Origin of the sequence: Bartonella sp. CE47NXGY (assembly GCF_042195415.1) — a bacterium.
Classification (GTDB): domain Bacteria; phylum Pseudomonadota; class Alphaproteobacteria; order Rhizobiales; family Rhizobiaceae; genus Bartonella.
This window is the reverse complement of record NZ_JBHIOI010000015.1, coordinates 1-20,932: the sequence shown is the minus strand read 5'-3', so window position 1 is coordinate 20,932 and position 20,932 is coordinate 1. Positions and strand designations below refer to the sequence as shown.

Below are 20,932 nucleotides of genomic sequence, written 5' to 3'. Positions count from 1 at the left end.
GACAAAAGAAACATTTTTCATTTTTTAGTGAAATTTTGACTGACAATAGTTTCCTTTATCGATAGAAAAAGCTTTTATAATGTAAATAAAGTATGAAATGATTAGTGTTATGAGTCAATTTATTCAAGACGTCACAAAAGCTATGGTGGGATTGCATCACGTGTTTGCTGAAACACCACTTCAAAGAAATGATTTTCTTAGTCAAAAGTATGATGCAGAAATTTATTTAAAGCGTGAAGATTTAACACCGGTGCGGTCTTATAAGATTCGTGGTGCTTTCAATTTTGTTTCAGAAATGCTTAGCTGTATATCACCAGATTCTGCATTTGTTTGTGCTTCAGCGGGGAATCACGCGCAAGGGGTTTCTTTTGTTTGTCGTTATTTTAAACGTAAAGGCGTGATTTTCATGCCTATGACAACGCCACAACAAAAAATTGAAAAAACACGTATTTTTGGTAAAGAATTCATTGATATTCGTTTGGTTGGTGAAACATTTGATCAATGTTATGAAGCTGCGCAATCCTTTGTCGTAGAGAGCGGTGGTGTAATGGCTCCACCTTTCGATGATATTCGCATTATTACAGGGCAGGCAACAGTGCTTTGTGAAGCTGCTTTACAATGGAAAAAACTCAATGGAGAAAGTGAGCCAGATTTGATGATTGTGCCGGTAGGGGGGGGTGGTTTGGCAAGTGGAGTGAGCAAGTTTTTACATGAATATGGTTGGAAAACAAAGCTTCGTTTTGTTGAGCCGCAAAGAGCTGCAAGTTTGCTTGCTTGTTTGGAGAGTGGAAAACGCGTCAAGCTTGAAAGCATTGACACTTTTGTAGATGGTGCTGCTGTGGCTGAAATTGGTGCTCTAAACTATACAATTCTAAAGCAATTTCCCCCTGATTCTGTCATTACGGTTCCTGAAAACCGCGTTTGTTCTACGATGGTTGAAATGCTTAATGTTGAAGGTGTGGTTCTGGAACCGGCTGGTGCTTTATCGATTGATGCGCTTAACAGTATTCCTCCTCAAGAGTTAAAGGGGAAAAAAATTCTTCTCGTTATTTCAGGAGGTAATTTTGATTTTGAGCGTTTGCCAGAAATTAAAGAGCGTTCTTTACGTTTCCAAGGGTTGAGAAAATATTTTATTTTTAGTTTTCCGCAACATCCTGGTGCATTGCGTCATTTTCTTTCCACATTATCACCAGATGATGATATCGTACGTTTTGAATATCTTAAAAAGTCAGCGAGAAACTTTGGTTCTGTATTGGTTGCGATTGAAACAAAAAAATACGGTAATTTTTGTCTTTTAGAGGAAAAATTTCAAGCGTTAGGTTGGCGTTATCGTGATATTACTGATGATCAAACGTTATTTGATTTTGTTATTTGAGAAACTGAAATTTTACTAAAACAAGAAGTATAATGATGAAACCTATTTTTTATTCGGTGCTGAGTCTATTTTTCTTTTTGATTGTTAATCAACAGAGTTTAGCATCTCAGCCAACAATAGTACAAAAAGATGAACTTTCAAGAGTCGTTGTTGATGTCAATAATGCTATAAAAAATGGGGATTTTATGCCTATTTCTCGTTATATGCCTGAGCGGCTTTATAAAGAGATGGCACATCGATTGAATACAACAGAGAGTGCTTTACGTAGTGATTTTCTTCAACAGTTGCATAAGAAATTTGAGGGGTTGCCTTCTGGTGCTTATTGTTTAGATAAAGAAAATATAGAGTATTTACAAACTGATAACGGTACTTTGTATGCTTTAATTCCAACAGTTCTTGAGATGAAAGATCGCATCATTCAATATAAAACTTTGGCGATTTTTGATAAAAACCAATGGTATTTAATTTATGGCGGTCAAAAAACTTTACAAAATCCAGTTTTTCTCGAGATTTATCCTGATTTTATCAAGGTACATTTACCGATGGACACAATCATCAAAAAGTAAACGATCTAAATATTGTTTTTATTCATGATAAATGTATTTCGTAAAGTTCTTGCTTTTTTATCATAATCCAAAGATAATAGAGATGAAGGCATTTAGGCTGGTTTGTTGGCTTTTTGTAAAGTGAGGTTTATACGCCTTTATCTTGATTTCAAGGTGTTCATGAGTTGCGCAAGCCGCTTTTTAGGCGTTGCTTCATTTAAAATGTCAGGGATTTCTCTTGCGCGGATTCTTGAGTGGAGAGTTCAGATGGTTACTTCTTTTGAGTTCTTCAGCTAAGGAAAGATTTTATTTTGCCTATAAAAGAAGAAAATGTTTTTACAAAGTTAGGTTTGCCTACTCTTTTGATTAAAAATTTACTCATTGCTGGGATGAGTAAACCTAAACCTATACAAGAACAAGCTATTCCAGTGATGTTGAAAGGACACGATATTTTAGGTGTTGCTCAGACAGGTTCTGGAAAAACCTTGGCATTTAGTTTGCCTATTTTAAGTCAGATTTTGGCTTTAGGTGATAAACGCTGCCCTAAAACTGCACGCGCTTTGATTTTAGCTCCAACGCGTGAACTTGCTGTGCAGATTGATGAAACGATTCGCACTACGGCGAAAGGAGCACATCTTTCAACATGTCTTATTTTTGGGGGCGTATCACGTTTAAAACAAATTAAACGTATGGAAGCAGGTGTGGATGTTTTGATAGCGACTCCAGGGCGTTTAAGAGATCTTGTTCGTGAAAAGTGTGTTGATCTTTCCCAATCTCGTTTTTTGATTTTGGATGAAGCAGATCGTATGTTGGATATGGGTTTTATTCATGATGTTAAGCAAATTGCAAAGCTTTTGCATCAAGAGCGTCAGACAGCACTCTTTTCTGCAACAATGCCGAGGGAAATTGCTGTGCTTGCAAAATGTTTGCTCAATGATCCGGTTAAAATTGAAGTTGTTCCTCAAGGTACTACGGCTGTAGAGATTTGCCAAAAATTATATTGTGTTCCTACGAATGAAAAAAAGAATGTTTTAAGTAAACTTTTGACAAATCCAGCTTTTGATTCGGTTATTGTTTTTACTCGAACTAAACATGGGGCAGATGCTGTCACACGTAGTTTAGAAAAGGTAGGATATTTAGTCGCAACAATTCATGGAAATAAATCACAAGGTGCTCGCCAGTCTGCTTTAAAAGCTTTTCGTGAAAGATCTGTGCAGATCCTAGTGGCAACAGATATTGCTGCACGCGGTATTGATATACCAGGGATAAGCCACGTTATTAATTACGACTTACCAGATGAAGCTGAAAGTTATGTGCATCGTATTGGTCGTACAGGACGCAATGGTGCATCAGGTGAAGCACTTACGCTTTTTGATGAGAAGACAGAAAGGTCCCGCTTGCGTGCTATAGAGCGCTTGATTCGTATGAAATTGGTGGCTGAGTCTGTTCCAGAACAATTTGCAGCGTTTCCAGAAAAGCCAATTGTGCGAGAAAGTAGAGAAAAAGCAAATGATAAGGAACGCCGTTTTAAAAAATCTAAACGTCAAAAACAGTTTGTAAGTCGAAAAGATGATGCTGCACAGTTGCAACGAAAGAATTCTTCACCTCAAAATGAGAGGCATAAAAAAGCAAAAGCAGTAGTAAAGCGTGCAAAGCCTCTTCGTTTTCGAAAATCAGTTAAGAGGGCTGCTTAGATAAAGTCTTGAAAAAAGATCATGTACTGGAGATTTTTTACTTTTGTTGATTTATTCTCAATTGAAAAGAGCTATAAAATACTCTTGTCAAAGTAAGAAGATCCTTTAGAGGTTTTCATTTTTTAGAAATGAAAACTTCTAACTTTTTGGATTTATTAAAAATCTTTATTGTAGAGGCAATTATTTATTTGCTTTATTCCTATTTTTTTTAAATGGGAATAAAAGTAGATTTTATTTATATAAAACTATTTTTATAAAGGATGTGTTTTATCTTTAATGATAACTTTTAATTTTAAAATTGATGTCTAATAATAACTCATTGTTTTATATATTGAATAATTCATTATATCGTATTTTTTTCATTTTGAAGTTATTTATGCGGATCAATCAAAAGTATTCGCTTGCACGTGATGTGTGAAGTTGTCATATAGATAATCATTTGAAAAATAAATAAAATAATTTTTATAAACTCTTTCCAAGGCAATGGGGGATTGCTGAGATTGAGAGTTGGAAAATAGTACGATGGTATGGCTTTTATTATAAATAAAGATGGGGCTGATCAATCGATTTCATTTTATACCATTTACGGGTGTCATTGTGAAAGAGTCTTGGCGGATTTAAGAGATATCTCTTTAAAAAAGCATGTGACTGCATAATACAATAGCGAGAATGTCATGATTTCTGAAGGCTTTCCCAGGATTCTTAACAATTTAGCTCGTTATCTTGGTTTTTACTGTAAAACTATTATTTGGGGGATATAAAGCCTATAAGATTTTATGTATTAAATGTTTTATGACAGTGTGGTGAACAAGGCAAGGTTGTTTGTAAAGCGTTGAAGTGGTTAGCAGGAGAAATAACCTGTTAGATAAGACGTCGGAGTGTTTACAGACTTGTTTTATGTTTTTTTGCTTTTAGGATGGGGAGGAGGTTATGTGGGGTGTATGGAGATAATATATGACCTTGATTGTTGTTTCTTTCATTTTTCAAAATGATTGCTTCATGAGCAGGTTTTTAAGTTTAATTCCTTTATTGAGTACAAATCATTCTTTCTTTGGGAAAAAATATATGAGACCGATTCATTGCTGATGGAGCTTAATAATTCATCTCTGATGAAAGAAATCGTAATTTATAATGTGCAAATAATTGCAGTGTCCTCTTATAAAGGCGCGGTAGTTTGAAAAAAGTATTTAAAATGAATCAATTGCTTTTTGCGTTCATTGCAAAAATACATCCGGTAGGATATTGCGTTTCTACTTTATTGCAAAAATCCTATTCCATTACTTTTATTAACGAATCCCTCATGTCTAAAAACTTTAGAAAAAACAATAAACTACGTGGAATAAAAGAAAAGTGGCTCCCCGGGCCGGATTCGAACCAGCGACCAACCGGTTAACAGCCGGTTGCTCTACCGCTGAGCTACCGGGGAATGGTGCCCAATCATCTCGTTGAAAAGGCTATAGCAAAGCAATACTGATTTGCAAAGGATAAAATTACTTTTTTTAAAAAAATATGATAAATTGTGTAATAAGAGGAAAAAAGGCGAGAGAATATTTCTACACCTTGACGGATGCGTTGCCTTCCCTTATTGAAACCTTTATGTTTGTTGACGAGGCCTCGTGGCGGAATGGTTACGCAGAGGACTGCAAATCCTTGTATCCCGGTTCGATTCCGGGCGAGGCCTCCAGCCGATTTTAAACGAAACGGCTTTTAAGGGAGATGAGGTATAGGAAAATAGATTATTTCCCTCTATTCTTGTGAAGACACTTTTGTATGAGAGATTATACAGTTAAAATCTAATTGTTGACTGTAGTATCCTTTTTTATAACGCCCATAGTTTAAGAGATCTTTATCCCTTATTGTCGCTGTTTTGTTTGTTTTTTGTAGGTTAGGAGAAAATATTCGTTATGGTTGCAGATTTTGCTGAGCTTCGTCGCAAAATGGTTGACAATCAAATTCGTACAGTCGATGTAACGGATTTATCAGTTCTTGAAGCCTTTTTAACGGTATCTCGTGAAGATTTTGTATCGGAAGATATGAAAGTGTTAAGTTATCTTGATACTGATATTGTTCTATGTCCAGAGCAAGATGGGGTTCCTGCACGCTATTTGATGAAACCTGCGTCTCTAGCGAAATTACTACAGCTTGCCGCTGTAAAATCATCAGATGTTGTTTTAGATATTGGTGCAAATAGTGGTTATTGTGCAGCGTTGCTTGCAAAACTTGCAGGGTCTGTGATTGCGCTGGAAAGTGATAAATCTCTCTTTGAACGTGCTCTTGAAGCTTTAGAACGGAATCAATGTGATAATGTGGTTGTCGTTCATGGTCCATTAGAGAAAGGATATGCCGTTGAGGGACCTTATGACGTGATTTTCATTGAGGGATCTGTTGATTTTATTCCTCAAGGTATCTTTGATCAAATGAAAGACTGTGGACGTCTTGTTGTGGTTGAAGGGCATGGAAATGCTGCTGTTGCACAAATCTATATAAAAGAAGATGGGATCATCTCGGCTCGTCGTGCTTTTAACCTCGCTGTAAAGCCTCTTCCTTGTTTTTTCAAAACACCTGGTTTTGTGTTTTAGTGCTTGTTTGTTTTGTGAATAAAAGATAATTTTGTAATTTATTTGGGGTTTGTTATTGTGTGTATTATGTTTAGAGTAAACAAGAAGTTTCAGGCGTGTTTATTGCTGGTGTTGAGTGTTTTTCTATCAGAGGCTGTTTGTGCTGAAACATTGATGGATGCCTTTTCTAAGGCTTATAAATATAATGCTAAGTTGAATAGTGAACGTGCAGCTGTGCGTATATCCAGTGATGATGTTGTCATTGCGCGATCGGGGCTATTGCCACAAGTTGAGGGGGTTGGGAACTATGGGCGCAATAAGTCTTTTACAGGTCCTTATGTCACTTCTGGATCTATAGGAGTGAGATTAAATCAAAGATTATTTGATGGTTTTATCACGCAAAATATCTTTTCTTCAGCTCAAGTTAAGTTGCAGGCTCAGCGTGAATATCTTCGTAATGTTGAACAAAATACGTTTCTAGAGGCGGTGACCGCTTATGCTAATGTCTATCACGCACGTCGTGTTGCCGATCTTCGGAGAGAAAATTTGGCAGCTCTTGAGGAACAAGTTCGTTCTAATAAAGCAAAATTTGATGTGGGTGAAGGAGGGCATGTTGATCTTGCTCAAGCTCAAGCTGCACGTTCCGTGGCGGTTTCAGAGCTGAGTCTTGCTCGTTCTGATGTAAAAGCAGCAGAGGCAGTGTATCGACAAGTTATTGGTTCTGATCCTGAAAAGTTAAAACGCCCACCTCTAGCCAAAGATTTTCCCGTCAACCTTGATATGGCTTACCAAATGAGCGTTGTGATGCATCCAGCAATCCTTTATGCTAAATATTTAGTTGATGCGAGTGTTTATAATGTAAAGGCGAAAGAAGGGGCATTGCTCCCTAAAGTTGATTTTTCTGCAACAGCATCTTATAATCGAATCTACAGCGGGGTTGGAGAAGATGGCGTTTCTAAATCGATAGGGTTGTCAGTAAGTGTCCCAATCTTTGAAGGAGGGCGTACGTCTGCGCAAATTCGCCAATCAAGGGAACAGCTTGGACAGGCGCAGCTTCAACTCGATTTGGCGCATAGTAATACGCGACAAGCACTTACTTCTGCTTGGTTTCAGTTGGAGGGCGCACGCTCATCTGTTGTTGCTTACCGTGAAAGTGTTCGTGCTGCTGAAATTGCTCTGAAAGGTCGTGTTCAAGAAAATCGCGTAGGGCAAGCAACGACGCTGGATGTTTTAAATTCTCGTACTCTATTGATTAATGCTCAGATTGCGCTTGCAATGGCAGAGCGTAATGCTGTTGTGGCGAGCTATAGTGTTCAATCTTCTATTGGTAAATTGACTGCAAGTTATTTAGGTTTAAAAACAATTAAATATATCCGATAATACATAAAAGTATCTCTTTGAATCTTATTAAATTATTTTAGTTTTTAAAAGATTAGTAAATCAACAGTTGAATATGTTGAAAGATATTGCGGCGAGATATTATTTTTACTAAGTGTAGAAAACTGTGTGTAGCGCCCTCTTTATGACAAGCATATTTGAAAATATCGTAGGAGGCATGTTGATCTTATAATTCTTTTGCATACACTGGAAATATGATTCTATTTGTTGTTGCGTCTTTGAGAGGTTGTAAAGTATGGTACAGAGTTCAAGCGTGTTACGTGAGCCAAGTATGGATGAAATTTTAACATCTATTCGTGAAATAATCGAAGAAAATGCGGTTCAATCTGATCACTTTTTAAATGAAGATGTTGCAGTGAATGCTTCAGAAGTTGCATCCGAGGGTATTTATGATACAACCTTATCGGTTGATGATGCTATGAAAGCTTTAGCTGATCGTATTGGTCTTTCTTCTGAAAATCAAGGGGGGAAGATAACGCAAGAAAAAGAGGATATAGAGGCAGAAAATAATACAGTTGGTATGGATATGCAAAAGATGAAGCTTTCTTCTGAAGAACGGAATTCTGTTTATAAAGCAAAAGAATATGAAGATGAGATAAGGAAATCACAGTCAGACGCTGGAAGGGATGGTCATGTGGAATTGTCTGCATATTGTATTTCTTCTGCAGAAAAGATTGCAAAGGATGTGTTGCGTCCGGCTATAGCAGAATGGTTACAGTCTAAATTGCCTATTTTGCTGGAAGATATTTTGCGTGAAGAGATTGTGAAGGCGATTAAAAAATCGTCTTAATTATTTTTATGTTTTTCATTTTATGGGGATTTTGTTTGCGATTTTGCGAGCTCTCTAGTGAATGGCTGAGATTCACGAGATTCTGATCAGGTTTTGATCATATATTGTGTTTTTCAGCGGCGTTATGGATGGATAGAATGTTAGAAAAAAACTATGATGCTTCCTCTATAGAGCAACGGGTTGCAAAGAGATGGGAGACTCGTGGGGCTTTTAAAGCGGGAGCTGGTTCTAAAAGCGATGCAGAACCTTTTTGCGTTATGCTTCCACCTCCTAATGTTACAGGCTCACTTCATATGGGGCATGCGCTCAATACGACAATTCAAGATATAATAGTTAGATTTCAGCGGATGCGTGGCAGAAATGTGTTGTGGCAGCCTGGTATGGATCATGCTGGAATTGCTACGCAAATGGTAGTGGAGCGTCAACTTGCAGAACGCCAAGAGCCAACGCGTCAAGAAATGGGGAGAGAAAAGTTTATTGAGCGTATTTGGGAATGGCGTTATGAAACTGGAGGCGTTATTGCAAACCAGTTGCGTCGCCTTGGGGTTTCATGTGATTGGTCGCGTGAGCGGTTTACAATGGATGAGGGGTTGTCGCAGGCGGTTCGTGAAGTCTTTGTCACGCTTTATAAGCAAGGGTTGATATATAGGGATAAGCGCCTCGTCAATTGGGATCCTAAATTGTTGACAGCTATTTCAGATCTTGAAGTTGAGCAAAAAGAAGTTCAAGGACATTTGTGGCACTTTAGATATCCACTTGAAGGTAAAACTTTTGATCCAAATGATGCTACAACTTTTATAACAGTGGCGACAACACGACCAGAAACAATGCTTGGTGATACAGGAATTGCTGTTAATCCTGAAGATGAGCGTTATAAACATCTTATCGGTAAAAATGCTCTTTTGCCGCTTGTTGGTCGTAAGTTATTAATTGTTGGTGATAGCCATGCTGATCCTGAGGCTGGAAGTGGTGCTGTAAAAATCACACCAGCTCATGACTTTAATGACTTTGAAGTAGGACAGCGTAATCATTTACGCTTGATCAATATTTTTACCCAGCAAGCCGAGATTTTTCTTCGTGAAAATGAAGCATTTTTCGATGGTTTGATTTTATCAGATGAATTAAAAATGTTAGTAGAAAATCTCGATAAATCTGATCGTTTTGTTGCTCGCCAGAAGATTGTTTCTTTGATGGAAGAACAGGGATATTTAGCTTCTGTTGATGATCATACCCATATGGTTCCTCATGGAGATCGCAGTGGTGTCCCTATTGAGCCTTTTTTGACAGATCAATGGTATGTTCATGCTGCTGAATTAGCAAAGCCAGCGATAGAGGCTGTTCAACAAGGCAAAACGCAGTTCGTTCCCGATAACTGGAAAAAGACGTACTTCAATTGGATGGAAAATATTCAACCTTGGTGCATTTCTCGCCAATTATGGTGGGGACATCAGATTCCTGCTTGGTATGGTCCTGATGGAACGGTTTTTGTTGAAAAAAGTGAAAAAGAGGCTTTAGATTCAGCTTTTGCTCATTATGGTGAGGTTGTTGACTTAATCCGTGATCCGGATGTTTTAGATACGTGGTTTTCATCAGCTCTTTGGCCTTTTTCAACATTAGGATGGCCAAATAAAACGACTGAATTATCTACTTTTTACCCAACATCTTTATCTGTGACAGGATTTGATATTATTTTTTTCTGGGTTGCTCGTATGATGATGATGGGACTTCACTTTATAGGTGACGTTCCTTTCCCAACGGTTTATGTGCATGCTCTTGTGCGGGATCAAAAGGGCGCAAAGATGTCAAAATCAAAGGGAAATATTATTGATCCCTTAGAGCTTATTGATCAATATAGTGCTGATGCACTTCGATTTACTTTAGCTATTATGGCAGCACAAGGTCGTGATGTAAAACTTGATGTTTCCCGTATTGCTGGTTATCGTAATTTTGCTACGAAATTGTGGAATGCTACCCGATTTGCACAGATGAATGGTGTGAAGCATGATCCAGCTTTTAAACCAGAACAAGCAAAATTGGCGCTTAATCGTTGGATTTTAACAGAGTTATCTAAAACAATTTCAGCAGTTACGACTGGTATTGAACACTATAAATTTAATGAGTCTGCTGCCACTCTTTACCGTTTCATTTGGAATACATTATGTGATTGGTATTTGGAGCTTCTCAAACCTATTTTTCAGGGGGAAAATGAAGATGCTAAAAATGAGGCTCAAGCTTGTACTGCTTGGGTTTTAGATGAAGTTTATAAACTTCTTCATCCTTTTATGCCTTATATGACGGAAGAGTTGTGGTCTCTTACAGAAACGCAAGCCATCAAGCGTGAGGATATGCTCGCATTGACAAAATGGCCAGAGGAAACATTGATAGATGAAGAAGCTGCTGATGATATTAATTGGCTTATTGATGTCGTCACAGGGATTCGGTCTGTACGTTTTGAAATGAATATTCCAGTGGCTACACAAGCACCTCTTGTTGTTGTCGAAGGAGGGGAAGTAACGCGAGAGCGTGTGAAGCGTTATGATGCACTTCTTAAAAAATTAGCGCGTATTGAAGTTATTGATTTCTCTGATAAAGTTCCGGAAGTATCAGCACAAATGATTTTGGGAGAGGCTGTTTTTTGTTTACCATTAGGACAGTTGATTGATTTGGAGGCTGAACGTGTTCGTTTGAGGAAGGATGTCAGTAAAATTGAACAAGATATTGAAAAAATATCGCTTAAGTTAAACAACCCCCAATTTATAGCAAATGCAAAAGCAGAAATTGTTGAGCGTGAGCGGAATAGGGTTGTAGAACTGCGTGCAGCGCAGAAAAAAATATTTGTTGCTTTAGAGCGGTTAGATTGATTTCAACTTTTTATTTTTTTGATAGATAATTGCATACCAGTAGGGCTAGTATAGATCTTCTTTAAAAGGAAACTTTTTCTTTTGTTAGTTTTTCATGAACGATCATAAAATCTCTACTGAAATCCATTGTTTTATGTTTATCATTAAAGAGACATCTTTTAAGGCATCCAAGCTTATTCCACGACGTAGATCATGAATGGTATAACGGTAAATCTATTGAGCTTCCCTTCTTTATGCTTGTGAAGTAACAAGCGCTGGGGGCACCATTCTGTCCAATATCCGGACAACCCTTAGCTCAAACCGTTCGTAAGAGGCATTTTTAGTTCTTTCTTACACAGAGTTTTTATCCACATAGCTCTCTCTACTTGTAATGTGCAAGCGGATGGTTTTGATTGATTTAACATGGAACAAGTTTGGAATGAGAGAATCTTACGATATTCGAGGTCCTCATTCAACATGCAAAATGGTAAAGTATCATTAAAATCAATATCTTGTTTTATTTCTGTAAAATATCATCATTTAGAGTAGCAATATAAGGCATGTAAAATTACATATGTGGTATTTTTTGTATGTAGTGGTGAGTATTCTGAGGTAAAACTTGTGTGTAAAGTATGAAGTAACCCCATGTGAAATGATGTTAGGTGCAATCCGTTAAACAAAAAGCTGTATTGTTTATAGATTGACGGAGGCAAAAAACTTCATCTTTAAGGTGGTAAGGCAGTCGTGAAGTTATAAGTTAACTATCATCATTATATTTATCCATCTTTCGTATTGTTTTTTATACTCAAACGTTTACCATTCATCATGTATTCTCTTCGTTCTCAAGTTGCTGTTTAATGCACGTTATTCTATTGAACGATTTTTGCTCATACGTATAAAATTTTAAGATCGATAAATCCTATTGGATGGTTTTTATCTATTTGTTTTTTCTTTTAAAATTTTTACTTTAAAATTGCGTATGCTTCTTACTAAGAAAAAGAGTTTAAATATCTACAAAGAAATTTGTAACAGATATAATCATTAAAATTGAGGTAGGGGGAATGGTTAATAGGTTTCAGATATGGAAAAAAGTCACGATTGTTGTGATTTTAGAGGGATTCTTTTCGACTGTTTATGTAATAGATGTCAATAGCTTGCAAGAAGCGAATGATGGTTCGTTTTATTTTTTAAAACGTGGCATGTCTGTTTATAAAAATGGGCATATAACTCAGGCTATTGCAGCATTACGTTGTGCTGCTAAGAGAGGCTATATTGGTGCGAATTGGAAACTTGGCTCTATCTATGCAAACGGTGATGGTGTCCCTAAAAATGATTATAAGGCATATAATTTTTTTGCATATATTGTTGAAAAAGGTGCTGATCTTGGTTCAGAGGATGAAAGTTATGTTTCTGATGCATTGATTAAACTTGCCGGATATATAAAAAAAGGTATTCCTCAATCACCTGTGAAACCTGATCCTTCTTATGCTTCTCATCTTTATATGCAGGCTGCGGTAAACTATGGAAATCCTAAAGCTCAGTATCATTTAGGAAAAATATTTTTAAAGGGAGAGGGAAGGGAGAAAAATCTTATACAAGCAGCACGATGGTTTCAACTTTCAGCAAAAAAAGAAAATCCTTCTGCCCAAGCAATGCTTGGAAATATACTGCTTAAAGAAGGAAAAATTGTCCGTGGGGCAGCAATGTTAACTGCTGCCTATAAAAAGCTAACGTAAAAGACGAAAATTGGATTCACCCTTTGCAAGAAGAGGCTTTTGCTCTTTGTAATGAATCTGAGAGACGTACAGCAATTTCACTGGTTGTTGAGATTTTAAAGAATAACAGTTTTTAAACATCTGATTGTAATATTTTTACATTCTCTCATCTTATATTAAACTCTGTTTTCTTGTATACAAGTTCATAGTAAAGATAGCTTTTTTTGATAATCTAACGGCTAATGACTTAGGATTTTAGACAAAAATTCTTGCGTTCTCGGTTTTCTTGCTTGCGGATCAGAAAAGAACTCTTTAGATGAGCAGTCTTCAAGAATTGTTCCTTGATCTATGAAAATAACACGCTCCGATACTTTTTGTGCAAATCCCATTTCATGGGTTACACAAATCATCGTCATACCTTCTTCTGCTAAGCTAATCATGACATCGAGTACTTCACCTACCATTTCAGGATCTAGAGCAGATGTTGGTTCATCAAAAAGCATGACAAGTGGATCCATAGTTAAGGCACGTGCAATAGCAACACGTTGTTGTTGCCCTCCAGAAAGTTGACCAGGATATTTATCTTTGTGTTCAATGAGTCCAACGCGTTCAAGATATAACAATCCACGTTCAAGTGCTTCTTTTTTGCTTCGTTTTAGGACTTTGATTTGTGCAATTGTCAAATTTTCTGTGACAGATAAATGGGGGAAAAGCTCGAAGTGTTGAAACACCATTCCTACCTGACTTCGCAATTTAGGCAGATTCGTTTTTTTTGAATGAACTGGTATTCCATTAATCCAAATTTCACCTTTTTGAAAAGGGACGAGAGCGTTAATAGTTTTAATGAGTGTTGACTTTCCTGAGCCTGATGGACCACAAACGACAACGACTTCTCCTTTATTAATGTTGGTTGTACAGTTTTTAAGGACTTTAATTTCGCCATACCAATTAGAAACATTTTTTATTTCGATCATATGAGTAGACATTTTTTTTCCTGTTAGCGAATAATGGATACTTTTTTTTGTAAATACAAAACTATTTGTGACAGTGTAAAACAGATAACAAAATAGAAAATAGCTGCTAAGATATAAGCTTCTTGCTTTACACCAAAATTATTAGCAGCAATATCAAAACCATTCAAAAGGCTATGACCACTGATGGCATAAACAAGGGTTGTATCCTGAAAAAGGATAATAACTTGTGTTAAAAAGACTGGAAGCATATCTCTAAAGGCTTGAGGAAGAATGACAATGTACATACTTTGCCAATATGTCATTCCAAGAGCTTGTCCTGCATATTTTTGTCCTTGCGGAACTGAATTGATTCCAGCACGCATAATCTCAGCAAAATAAGCCGTTTCAAATGCGGTAAAGGTAATGAGTGCTGATTTATTTGCACCAATGGATATACCAGTTAAAAAAGGCAGAAGCACGAAAAACCATAAGATAACCATCACAAGTGGTATTGAACGCATAGCTGTTATGTAACTGATTGCAAACCAAGAAAGAAGTTTTATGGAAGAAAGGCGCATCATTGCTAAAAGTGTGCCGAAAACAAACCCCAATACCGTTGCAAAAAGAGTTAGAAAAACGCTAAAGAGTAAACCTGATAAAATGTAAGAACGAAATACATCAAAGGTAAAAAAGGAAAAATCAAAGTCGGAAAAATTGAAAGGAAAATAAAGTCCAAACTGAGAGCTTATGAAATTCACCATATTCAATTTCCCTTTGTTTGAAAATTAGGAATTTTGAGTATTTGTTCAATGACTGTCATCACAATGAATACGAATAAGGCTATTAGAATATAAAGGATCGTAACAAGCAAATAATTTTCGTAAACATGGCTTACTTCTTCAATTGTTTGGTATTGAAATTGCATGAGCTCATTTATTGAAACGGCGAATGCTATAGATGAATTTTTCACAATCCCCATTGCTTCTGAAGTAAGAGGTGGCATAATTGCACGTATAGCACGTGGTAGTATAATATAGCGATAACTTTGATAAGTTGTAAATCCCATTGCCATCGCAGCATAGCGTTGTCCAGAAGGAATCGCTTCAATGCCTGAACGAACCTGTTCAGCAATGCGTGCAGATGTAAAGAATCCCAATGCGCATGTTATTAAGAGAATGGGGGAAAATTTCATCGCTGGTGGATAAATCTTCGGAACAACAAAATACCACAAAAACACTTGTACAAGGAGGGGAATATTACGCATAATCTCTACCCAAATAGTACCGATAGTGCGAAATATATAATTGATTATGGATGTTTTGGGTAAAGTGCGCATTGTTCCTATAATAACACCACACAATACAGCTAATATAAGTGAAGTGATAGACAATATAATTGTATTTTTTAAGCCATCGAGAAGTGTATCTAAATAGGTATGACTTACGCCGGGAGTTCCCAAGCATCCTGTTACCAATGTTTGAGTAAGGTCATCTCTACAAAGGAAAGAAAAGTCCATTAATTGATATTCCCTCAAATTAGTCATTCACAAATAGGACAATAAACCACGCGCATCTACATAGTCCAGATTTATTAAAAAGTGAATTAAAATATAAACCACACTCAATTTCAAAAGAGTGTGGTTCTTCTTTATTAAACTCTATAAATCTTTTTCTGCGTAGCTTTCTCGAGGCTTATTATTTGGGTGATCCCAAGCATATCTTGTTTGTTTTGATAAGGGAAGGTTCATAACAGTGTTAGCAGGTGGGATCGGTTTCATAAACCACTTATTATAAAGCTTTTCCAGTGATTCATCTTTAATCTGACGTACGATACTATCGTTGATTGTTTGTTCAAATTTTTTGTCATTTAATCTGAGCATACAGGCAATAGGTTCGACTGAAAGTACAGTATCAAGAATGACATAATCAGATGGATTCTTTGATTTAGCAATATGTCCAGCAAGAATTGAAGCGTCCATGACAAAAGCATCTGCCTTACCAGATTCTAATAATAAAAAACTATCTCCGTGATCTTTCCCCTTTAAAACTTTAAACTGAATGTTTTTTGCACGTTTATTTTTACGAATAAGTTGAACAGATGTTGTACCGGTGGTCGTTGCAACTGTTTTTCCATTTAAATCCTCAAGAGATTTAATGTTAGAGTTTTTCTTTACAGCAATCCGAACCTCTTCAATGTATGTCGTATAAGCAAATGCTGCTTCTTTACTGCGGGCAATATCATGTGTTGTTGAGCCGCACTCAAAATCATAGGTTTTATTTTTTAAGAGAGGAATTCTATTTTGAGAAGTGATGGGAAGATAATGAACTTTAATTGGTTTACCAATTTTTTTTGAGATATCATCAATGATCCGTTCTGCCATTTCTGTATGAAAACCTACATATTTATTATTACCAAGGGCGTAGGCTAAACCAGATGATTCACGGACACCTAAAGTAATTTCCCCTGTTCGTTTTATTTTTTCAAGAGTATCATGTTCAGCATGCGCGAAACTTGAGAATCCAATGGCCGTTGCTGCAATAAGCATTAATAATGATTTCTTCATTTATGTCCTCCATTCATTTATTTTTATTTTATTTGCTTAAGATATACTGTTTATATGCTGTAGCATAGTTATTATTTTTGAGTGGAATTTTTTTGTTGTCTCATGAAATGAGGATTTTACTTTCTTAATTGATATTAAGGTGAATCCAAACAGGAACGTGGTCGGATGGTTTTTGATATCCCCTTACTTCTGTTTGGCTATGAGCGCAAATTAATTGATCAACAGCTTCTGGTGATAATAATAAATGATCAATGCGAATCCCATTATTCTTAGGCCAAGCACCTGCCTGAAAATCCCAAAAACTGAAGGAGGGAGTATCGGTGACATTCCGGATAGCATCATAAAAACCTAAATGAAGAATACGTTGGAATGCTTTTCTTGTTTCTCCAAGAAATAAGGCATCTTGATACCATTCTTGAGGTTTTTTTGCATCTAATGGAGTGGGGATGACATTATAATCACCTGCTAGAATAAGAGGTTCTTCATACGCAAGCAATGATTTTGCATGTGTATATAATCTTTCCATCCATTCTATCTTATAGGAATATTTTTCACTCTCAATAGGATTCCCATTTGGCAAATAGAGAGATGCAACACGAACAACACCTTTGTTTGTTGAATAAACAGCTTCAATGTAACGTGTTTGTTTATCATTATCATTGCCTGGTAATCGACGGATCACTTCATCTGGTGTTTTTTTAGAGAGAATCGCAACGCCATTAAAACTTTTTTGTCCGTGTGTTTCTATATGGTAACCTAAATTTTCAATTGTATCGCGTGGAAAATTTTCATCAATACTTTTAATTTCCTGTAAACAGACTATGTCCGGTTGGCTTTGCTGCAGCCATTGACATAATGTTTCATGTCGCGCTTTTATTCCAGCAATATTCCACGTTGCTATTTTCATGGTGCTCATCATTAGATATCAAATATGCAATTCAATTTACTGCTATGTTTTACTACAGTCATATCGCTACTTTTTTATTTATAGGGGATATTACTTATGGTAAATTGATTTATCAAGAGTAGCGGTAAAAGCAAATTTAAAGCTTTAAAATTTAATTTATTTTCATTTTTAAAAACTTTCTGCTGTTTAGTTCTTGACGAATGTACGTGTTCTCGCTATTAGAGATGGACATAACCGATGTGAATGTAATCAGGTGTTTTGGATATGAACCGGATTATTCACAGGTGTTAAGAAGATTAAAAGCAAATGCTAGTGCAAAAGGCTATTGCCTTCTCTGCTTATGGTCGGGTAAACTGTTTTTTGCAGGTGTGCCCGATTTTGTGTGTAGACTTAGATATCTGCTCCGATTTTGTTGGGGTGGATAGAGATGAAAATAGAAAAGCCCGATTGGGTGAGACGAATGTAGATCGAAAAGAGGAAGGTTGCATGCCTACCGTAAACCAGTTGATTCGCAAGCCGCGTGTAGCGCCAGTTAAACGTAATAAGGTTCCTGCTCTGCAGTCGAATCCGCAGAAGCGTGGTGTTTGTACGCGTGTTTATACGACAACACCGAAGAAACCTAATTCTGCTCTTCGTAAAGTTGCTAAAATTCGCTTGACGAATGGATTCGAGGTGATTGGTTATATTCCTGGAGAGGGACATAATCTTCAAGAGCACTCTGTTGTAATGATTCGTGGTGGTCGTGTGAAAGATTTGCCAGGAGTTCGTTATCACATTATTCGTGGTTTGCTTGATACGCAGGGTGTCAAGAATCGTAAACAGCGTCGTTCAAAGTATGGCGCAAAGCGTCCAAAATAATATTGAGAGACAAAGCCAATGTCCCGTCGTCATAGAGCAGAAAAGCGTGAGATTAATCCAGATCCAAAATTTGGTGATTTGGTTATTATGAAATTTATGAATGCCATTATGTTTGATGGTAAAAAATCAGTTGCAGAGCGTATTGTTTATGGTGCGCTCGATTCTGTAGAAAAAAGAGTAAAAACAGATCCTGTGGCTCTATTTCATCGAGCTTTAGAGAATGTTGCTCCTCACATTGAGGTTCGTTCACGCCGTGTTGGTGGCGCTACTTATCAAGTTCCGATTGATGTTCGTCCTGATCGTCGTCAGGCTCTTGCTATTCGTTGGTTGATTGCGGCGGCACGTGGTCGAAATGAAACGACGATGATTGAGCGTTTATCTGGTGAATTGATGGATGCGGCTAATAATCGTGGTTCTGCCGTGAAAAAGCGTGAAGATGTTCATCGTATGGCTGAAGCTAATCGTGCTTTTTCTCACTATCGCTGGTAGAAGTTTTAAACTAAGGCAAATATAATGGCTCGCGAATATAAAATTGAAGATTATCGTAATTTTGGTATTATGGCGCATATTGATGCCGGTAAGACTACGATGACTGAACGTATTCTGTTCTATACCGGTAAGAATCATAAAATTGGCGAGACCCATGATGGTGCTTCTACAATGGATTGGATGGAGCAGGAGCAGGAGCGCGGTATTACGATTACATCTGCTGCGACAACGACGTTTTGGGAAGGGCAGGACGGTCGGAAGCGTCGCTTTAATATTATTGATACGCCAGGGCACGTTGATTTTACGATTGAAGTTGAGCGCTCTTTGCGTGTTCTTGATGGTGCAATAGCCTTGTTGGATGCAAATGCTGGTGTGGAGCCTCAGACGGAAACTGTTTGGCGGCAAGCTGAGAAGTATCGCGTGCCTCGTATGGTTTTTGTTAATAAAATGGACAAAATAGGAGCTGATTTTTATCGTAGTGTGGAGATGGTTGGTTCTCGGTTAGGTGCTAAAGCGCTTGTTTTGCAGTTGCCGATTGGTGCTGAAAATGACTTTGAAGGTGTTGTTGATCTTGTAGAAATGAAGGCTTTAAAGTGGGATGGTTCTATTGGTGCCTCGGCAGTGATAAGTGAAATTCCCTCTGATTTAAAGGAGAAAGCTGAAGAATATCGCGAGAAATTGATTGAGATGGCTGTGGAGGTTGATGAAGCTGCGACAGAGGCTTATTTGGAAGGTGTTATGCCAACCAACGAGCAGCTTGTTTCTCTCATTCGTAGGGGGACAGTAGAAGTTCAGTTTCATCCGGTTCTTTGTGGTACGGCTTTTAAAAACAAGGGGGTGCAGCCACTTTTGGATGCTGTTGTTTCCTATCTTCCTTCTCCAATTGATATTCCGGCGATTAAGGGTATTGATGTAAAGACTGAGGCTGAGACGACACGCGAATCTTCTGATGATGCTCCGTTATCTATGCTTGCTTTTAAAATTATGAATGATCCTTTTGTTGGTTCATTGACGTTCTGTCGTATTTACTCAGGTAAAGTTCAGAAAGGTATTTCTCTTGAGAATACTGTGAAAAAGAAAAAAGAGCGTTTGGGGCGTATGCTTCAAATGCATTCAAATTCTCGTGAGGATATTGAAGAAGCATTTGCTGGTGATATTGTTGCTCTTGCAGGACTTAAGGAGACGACAACAGGGGATACTCTTTGTGATCCTTTGAAACCTGTTATTTTGGAGAGGATGGAATTTCCAGAGCCTGTTATTGAGATTGCAATTGAACCGAAGACAAAAGCAGATCAAGAAAAAATGGGTATTGCTCTTAACCGTCTAGCAGCCGAAGATCCTTCATTTCGTGTTAAATCGGATGAGGAATCTGGTCAGACTATTATAGCTGGAATGGGTGAGCTTCATCTTGATATTATTGTTGATCGTATGCGGCGTGAGTTTAAGGTTGAAGCAAATGTTGGGCAGCCTCAAGTTGCTTATCGTGAGTCAATTACTAAAATGGCGGAAATTGATTATACGCATAAGAAACAATCGGGTGGTGCAGGTCAATTTGCTCGTGTGAAAATTGTTTTTGAGCCTCATGATGGTGATGACTTTATTTTTGAGTCAAAGATTGTTGGTGGTGCTGTTCCTAAAGAATATATTCCCGGTGTCCAAAAAGGGATTGAGAGTGTTATGGGGTCAGGTCCTCTTGCGGGCTTTCCTATGCTTGGTGTAAAAGCGACTCTCATTGATGGTGGCTATCACGATGTTGATTCTTCGGTTTTGGCTTTTGAGATTGCTGCTCGTGCGGCTTTTCGTGATGGGGCAAAGAAGGCTGGTGCACAGCTTCTTGAACCGATCATGAAGGTGGAAGTTGTTACTCCAGATGATTATGTTGGTGATGTTATTGGTGATCTCAATTCTCGTCGGGGGCAGATTTCAGGAACTGAAGCGCGCGGCATTGCAACGGTTGTGAATGCAATGGTTCCTTTGGCAAATATGTTTGGTTATGTGAATACTCTTCGCTCTATGAGTCAGGGGCGTGCGCAGTATACAATGCAGTTTGATCATTACGAGCCTGTGCCTTCAGCTGTTGCTTTGGAGATTCAAAAGAAATACGCGTAATTTCAGGTTGGTAATTAATTTTTAACTTAGTCCTTGGCTTGGACGGAAAATGGAGAGCTCAAATGGCGAAGAGCAAGTTTGAACGAACAAAACCGCATGTTAATATTGGTACGATTGGTCACGTTGATCATGGGAAGA

The 20,932-nt window shown here is 37.5% G+C and carries 15 protein-coding genes, 2 tRNA genes and 2 pseudogenes; 13 read left to right on the top strand and 6 right to left on the bottom strand.

Features of this window, described 5'->3' with window-relative positions:
• Positions 1–97: 97 nt before the first annotated feature.
• From ilvA to ACFIL3_RS05840, 3 genes are all read left to right on the top strand, one after another.
• On the top strand, positions 98–1,375 hold the full coding sequence (ilvA, locus tag ACFIL3_RS05850; protein ID WP_375612449.1) for a threonine ammonia-lyase IlvA: 1,278 nt from the start codon (positions 98–100) through the stop codon (positions 1,373–1,375).
• Positions 1,376–1,410: 35 nt separating this feature from the next.
• On the top strand, positions 1,411–1,941 hold the full coding sequence (locus ACFIL3_RS05845; protein WP_375632657.1) for a hypothetical protein: 531 nt from the start codon (positions 1,411–1,413) through the stop codon (positions 1,939–1,941).
• Between the two features lie 290 nt (positions 1,942–2,231).
• Complete coding sequence (locus ACFIL3_RS05840; RefSeq protein WP_375681316.1) at positions 2,232–3,614, top strand: DEAD/DEAH box helicase; 1,383 nt, start codon at positions 2,232–2,234, stop codon at positions 3,612–3,614.
• A gap of 1,351 nt (positions 3,615–4,965) precedes the next feature.
• Here the strand turns inward: ACFIL3_RS05840 and ACFIL3_RS05835 are convergent.
• Positions 4,966–5,040 (bottom strand) — tRNA-Asn (locus ACFIL3_RS05835).
• A gap of 184 nt (positions 5,041–5,224) precedes the next feature.
• Between ACFIL3_RS05835 and ACFIL3_RS05830 the strand changes: the two genes are divergently transcribed.
• The 6 genes and pseudogenes from ACFIL3_RS05830 (at position 5,225) to ACFIL3_RS05805 (ending at position 13,052) form a co-directional block, all read left to right on the top strand.
• A tRNA-Cys gene (locus ACFIL3_RS05830) sits at positions 5,225–5,298 on the top strand.
• 220 nt (positions 5,299–5,518) lie between these two features.
• Positions 5,519–6,193, top strand: coding sequence for a protein-L-isoaspartate O-methyltransferase (locus ACFIL3_RS05825; RefSeq protein ID WP_375613722.1), 675 nt, complete (start codon positions 5,519–5,521; stop codon positions 6,191–6,193).
• 66 nt (positions 6,194–6,259) lie between these two features.
• Complete coding sequence (locus tag ACFIL3_RS05820; protein WP_375651365.1) at positions 6,260–7,552, top strand: TolC family outer membrane protein; 1,293 nt, start codon at positions 6,260–6,262, stop codon at positions 7,550–7,552.
• A gap of 253 nt (positions 7,553–7,805) precedes the next feature.
• Positions 7,806–8,360 (top strand): DUF2497 domain-containing protein, encoded by a 555-nt coding sequence (locus ACFIL3_RS05815; RefSeq protein WP_375612445.1) that lies wholly within the window; start codon positions 7,806–7,808, stop codon positions 8,358–8,360.
• 137 nt (positions 8,361–8,497) lie between these two features.
• Entirely contained in the window at positions 8,498–11,221 is a 2,724-nt protein-coding gene (locus tag ACFIL3_RS05810; protein WP_375681922.1) for a valine--tRNA ligase, read from the top strand.
• Between the two features lie 1,040 nt (positions 11,222–12,261).
• Positions 12,262–13,052 (top strand): annotated as a pseudogene (locus ACFIL3_RS05805) (tetratricopeptide repeat protein).
• 102 nt (positions 13,053–13,154) lie between these two features.
• Here the strand turns inward: ACFIL3_RS05805 and ACFIL3_RS05800 are convergent.
• The 5 genes from ACFIL3_RS05800 to xth form a co-directional block, all read right to left on the bottom strand.
• Positions 13,155–13,901, bottom strand: a complete 747-nt coding sequence (locus ACFIL3_RS05800) for an amino acid ABC transporter ATP-binding protein (RefSeq protein WP_273791447.1) — start codon at positions 13,899–13,901, stop codon at positions 13,155–13,157.
• Positions 13,902–13,912: 11 nt separating this feature from the next.
• Positions 13,913–14,629, bottom strand: a complete 717-nt coding sequence (locus tag ACFIL3_RS05795) for an amino acid ABC transporter permease (protein WP_375612443.1) — start codon at positions 14,627–14,629, stop codon at positions 13,913–13,915.
• Between the two features lie 2 nt (positions 14,630–14,631).
• Positions 14,632–15,384: an amino acid ABC transporter permease gene (locus ACFIL3_RS05790; protein ID WP_375612442.1), complete on the bottom strand. Its 753-nt coding sequence runs from the start codon at positions 15,382–15,384 to the stop codon at positions 14,632–14,634.
• Between the two features lie 141 nt (positions 15,385–15,525).
• Positions 15,526–16,431, bottom strand: coding sequence for a transporter substrate-binding domain-containing protein (locus ACFIL3_RS05785; RefSeq protein WP_375612441.1), 906 nt, complete (start codon positions 16,429–16,431; stop codon positions 15,526–15,528).
• 124 nt (positions 16,432–16,555) lie between these two features.
• Positions 16,556–17,338, bottom strand: coding sequence for an exodeoxyribonuclease III (gene xth / locus ACFIL3_RS05780; protein WP_375668574.1), 783 nt, complete (start codon positions 17,336–17,338; stop codon positions 16,556–16,558).
• Positions 17,339–17,824: 486 nt separating this feature from the next.
• Between xth and rpsL the strand changes: the two genes are divergently transcribed.
• The 4 genes and pseudogenes from rpsL to ACFIL3_RS05760 all read left to right on the top strand — a co-directional run.
• Positions 17,825–18,196 (top strand): 30S ribosomal protein S12, encoded by a 372-nt coding sequence (gene rpsL / locus ACFIL3_RS05775; RefSeq protein WP_005773262.1) that lies wholly within the window; start codon positions 17,825–17,827, stop codon positions 18,194–18,196.
• 18 nt (positions 18,197–18,214) lie between these two features.
• The gene (gene rpsG / locus ACFIL3_RS05770) at positions 18,215–18,685 is read left to right on the top strand and encodes a 30S ribosomal protein S7 (RefSeq protein WP_015856589.1); all 471 of its coding nucleotides are present in this window, start codon (positions 18,215–18,217) and stop codon (positions 18,683–18,685) included.
• 24 nt (positions 18,686–18,709) lie between these two features.
• The gene (fusA, locus tag ACFIL3_RS05765; RefSeq protein WP_375607436.1) at positions 18,710–20,794 is read left to right on the top strand and encodes an elongation factor G; all 2,085 of its coding nucleotides are present in this window, start codon (positions 18,710–18,712) and stop codon (positions 20,792–20,794) included.
• Between the two features lie 62 nt (positions 20,795–20,856).
• Positions 20,857–20,932, top strand: a pseudogene (locus tag ACFIL3_RS05760) (elongation factor Tu); the annotation flags it as partial.

Bases quoted from the DNA above. Each gene is read 5' to 3' on its own strand.
- xth (WP_375668574.1), bottom strand. From the start codon at position 17,338: ATGAAAATAGCAACGTGGAATATTGCTGGAATAAAAGCGCGACATGAA.
- fusA (WP_375607436.1), top strand. From the start codon at position 18,710: ATGGCTCGCGAATATAAAATTGAAGATTATCGTAATTTTGGTATTATG.
- ACFIL3_RS05820 (WP_375651365.1), top strand. From the start codon at position 6,260: ATGTTTAGAGTAAACAAGAAGTTTCAGGCGTGTTTATTGCTGGTGTTG.
- rpsG (WP_015856589.1), top strand. From the start codon at position 18,215: ATGTCCCGTCGTCATAGAGCAGAAAAGCGTGAGATTAATCCAGATCCA.
- ACFIL3_RS05845 (WP_375632657.1), top strand. From the start codon at position 1,411: ATGAAACCTATTTTTTATTCGGTGCTGAGTCTATTTTTCTTTTTGATT.
- ACFIL3_RS05785 (WP_375612441.1), bottom strand. From the start codon at position 16,431: ATGAAGAAATCATTATTAATGCTTATTGCAGCAACGGCCATTGGATTC.
- ACFIL3_RS05790 (WP_375612442.1), bottom strand. From the start codon at position 15,384: ATGGACTTTTCTTTCCTTTGTAGAGATGACCTTACTCAAACATTGGTA.
- rpsL (WP_005773262.1), top strand. From the start codon at position 17,825: ATGCCTACCGTAAACCAGTTGATTCGCAAGCCGCGTGTAGCGCCAGTT.
- ACFIL3_RS05800 (WP_273791447.1), bottom strand. From the start codon at position 13,901: ATGTCTACTCATATGATCGAAATAAAAAATGTTTCTAATTGGTATGGC.
- ilvA (WP_375612449.1), top strand. From the start codon at position 98: ATGATTAGTGTTATGAGTCAATTTATTCAAGACGTCACAAAAGCTATG.
- ACFIL3_RS05810 (WP_375681922.1), top strand. From the start codon at position 8,498: ATGTTAGAAAAAAACTATGATGCTTCCTCTATAGAGCAACGGGTTGCA.
- ACFIL3_RS05815 (WP_375612445.1), top strand. From the start codon at position 7,806: ATGGTACAGAGTTCAAGCGTGTTACGTGAGCCAAGTATGGATGAAATT.
- ACFIL3_RS05795 (WP_375612443.1), bottom strand. From the start codon at position 14,629: ATGGTGAATTTCATAAGCTCTCAGTTTGGACTTTATTTTCCTTTCAAT.
- ACFIL3_RS05825 (WP_375613722.1), top strand. From the start codon at position 5,519: ATGGTTGCAGATTTTGCTGAGCTTCGTCGCAAAATGGTTGACAATCAA.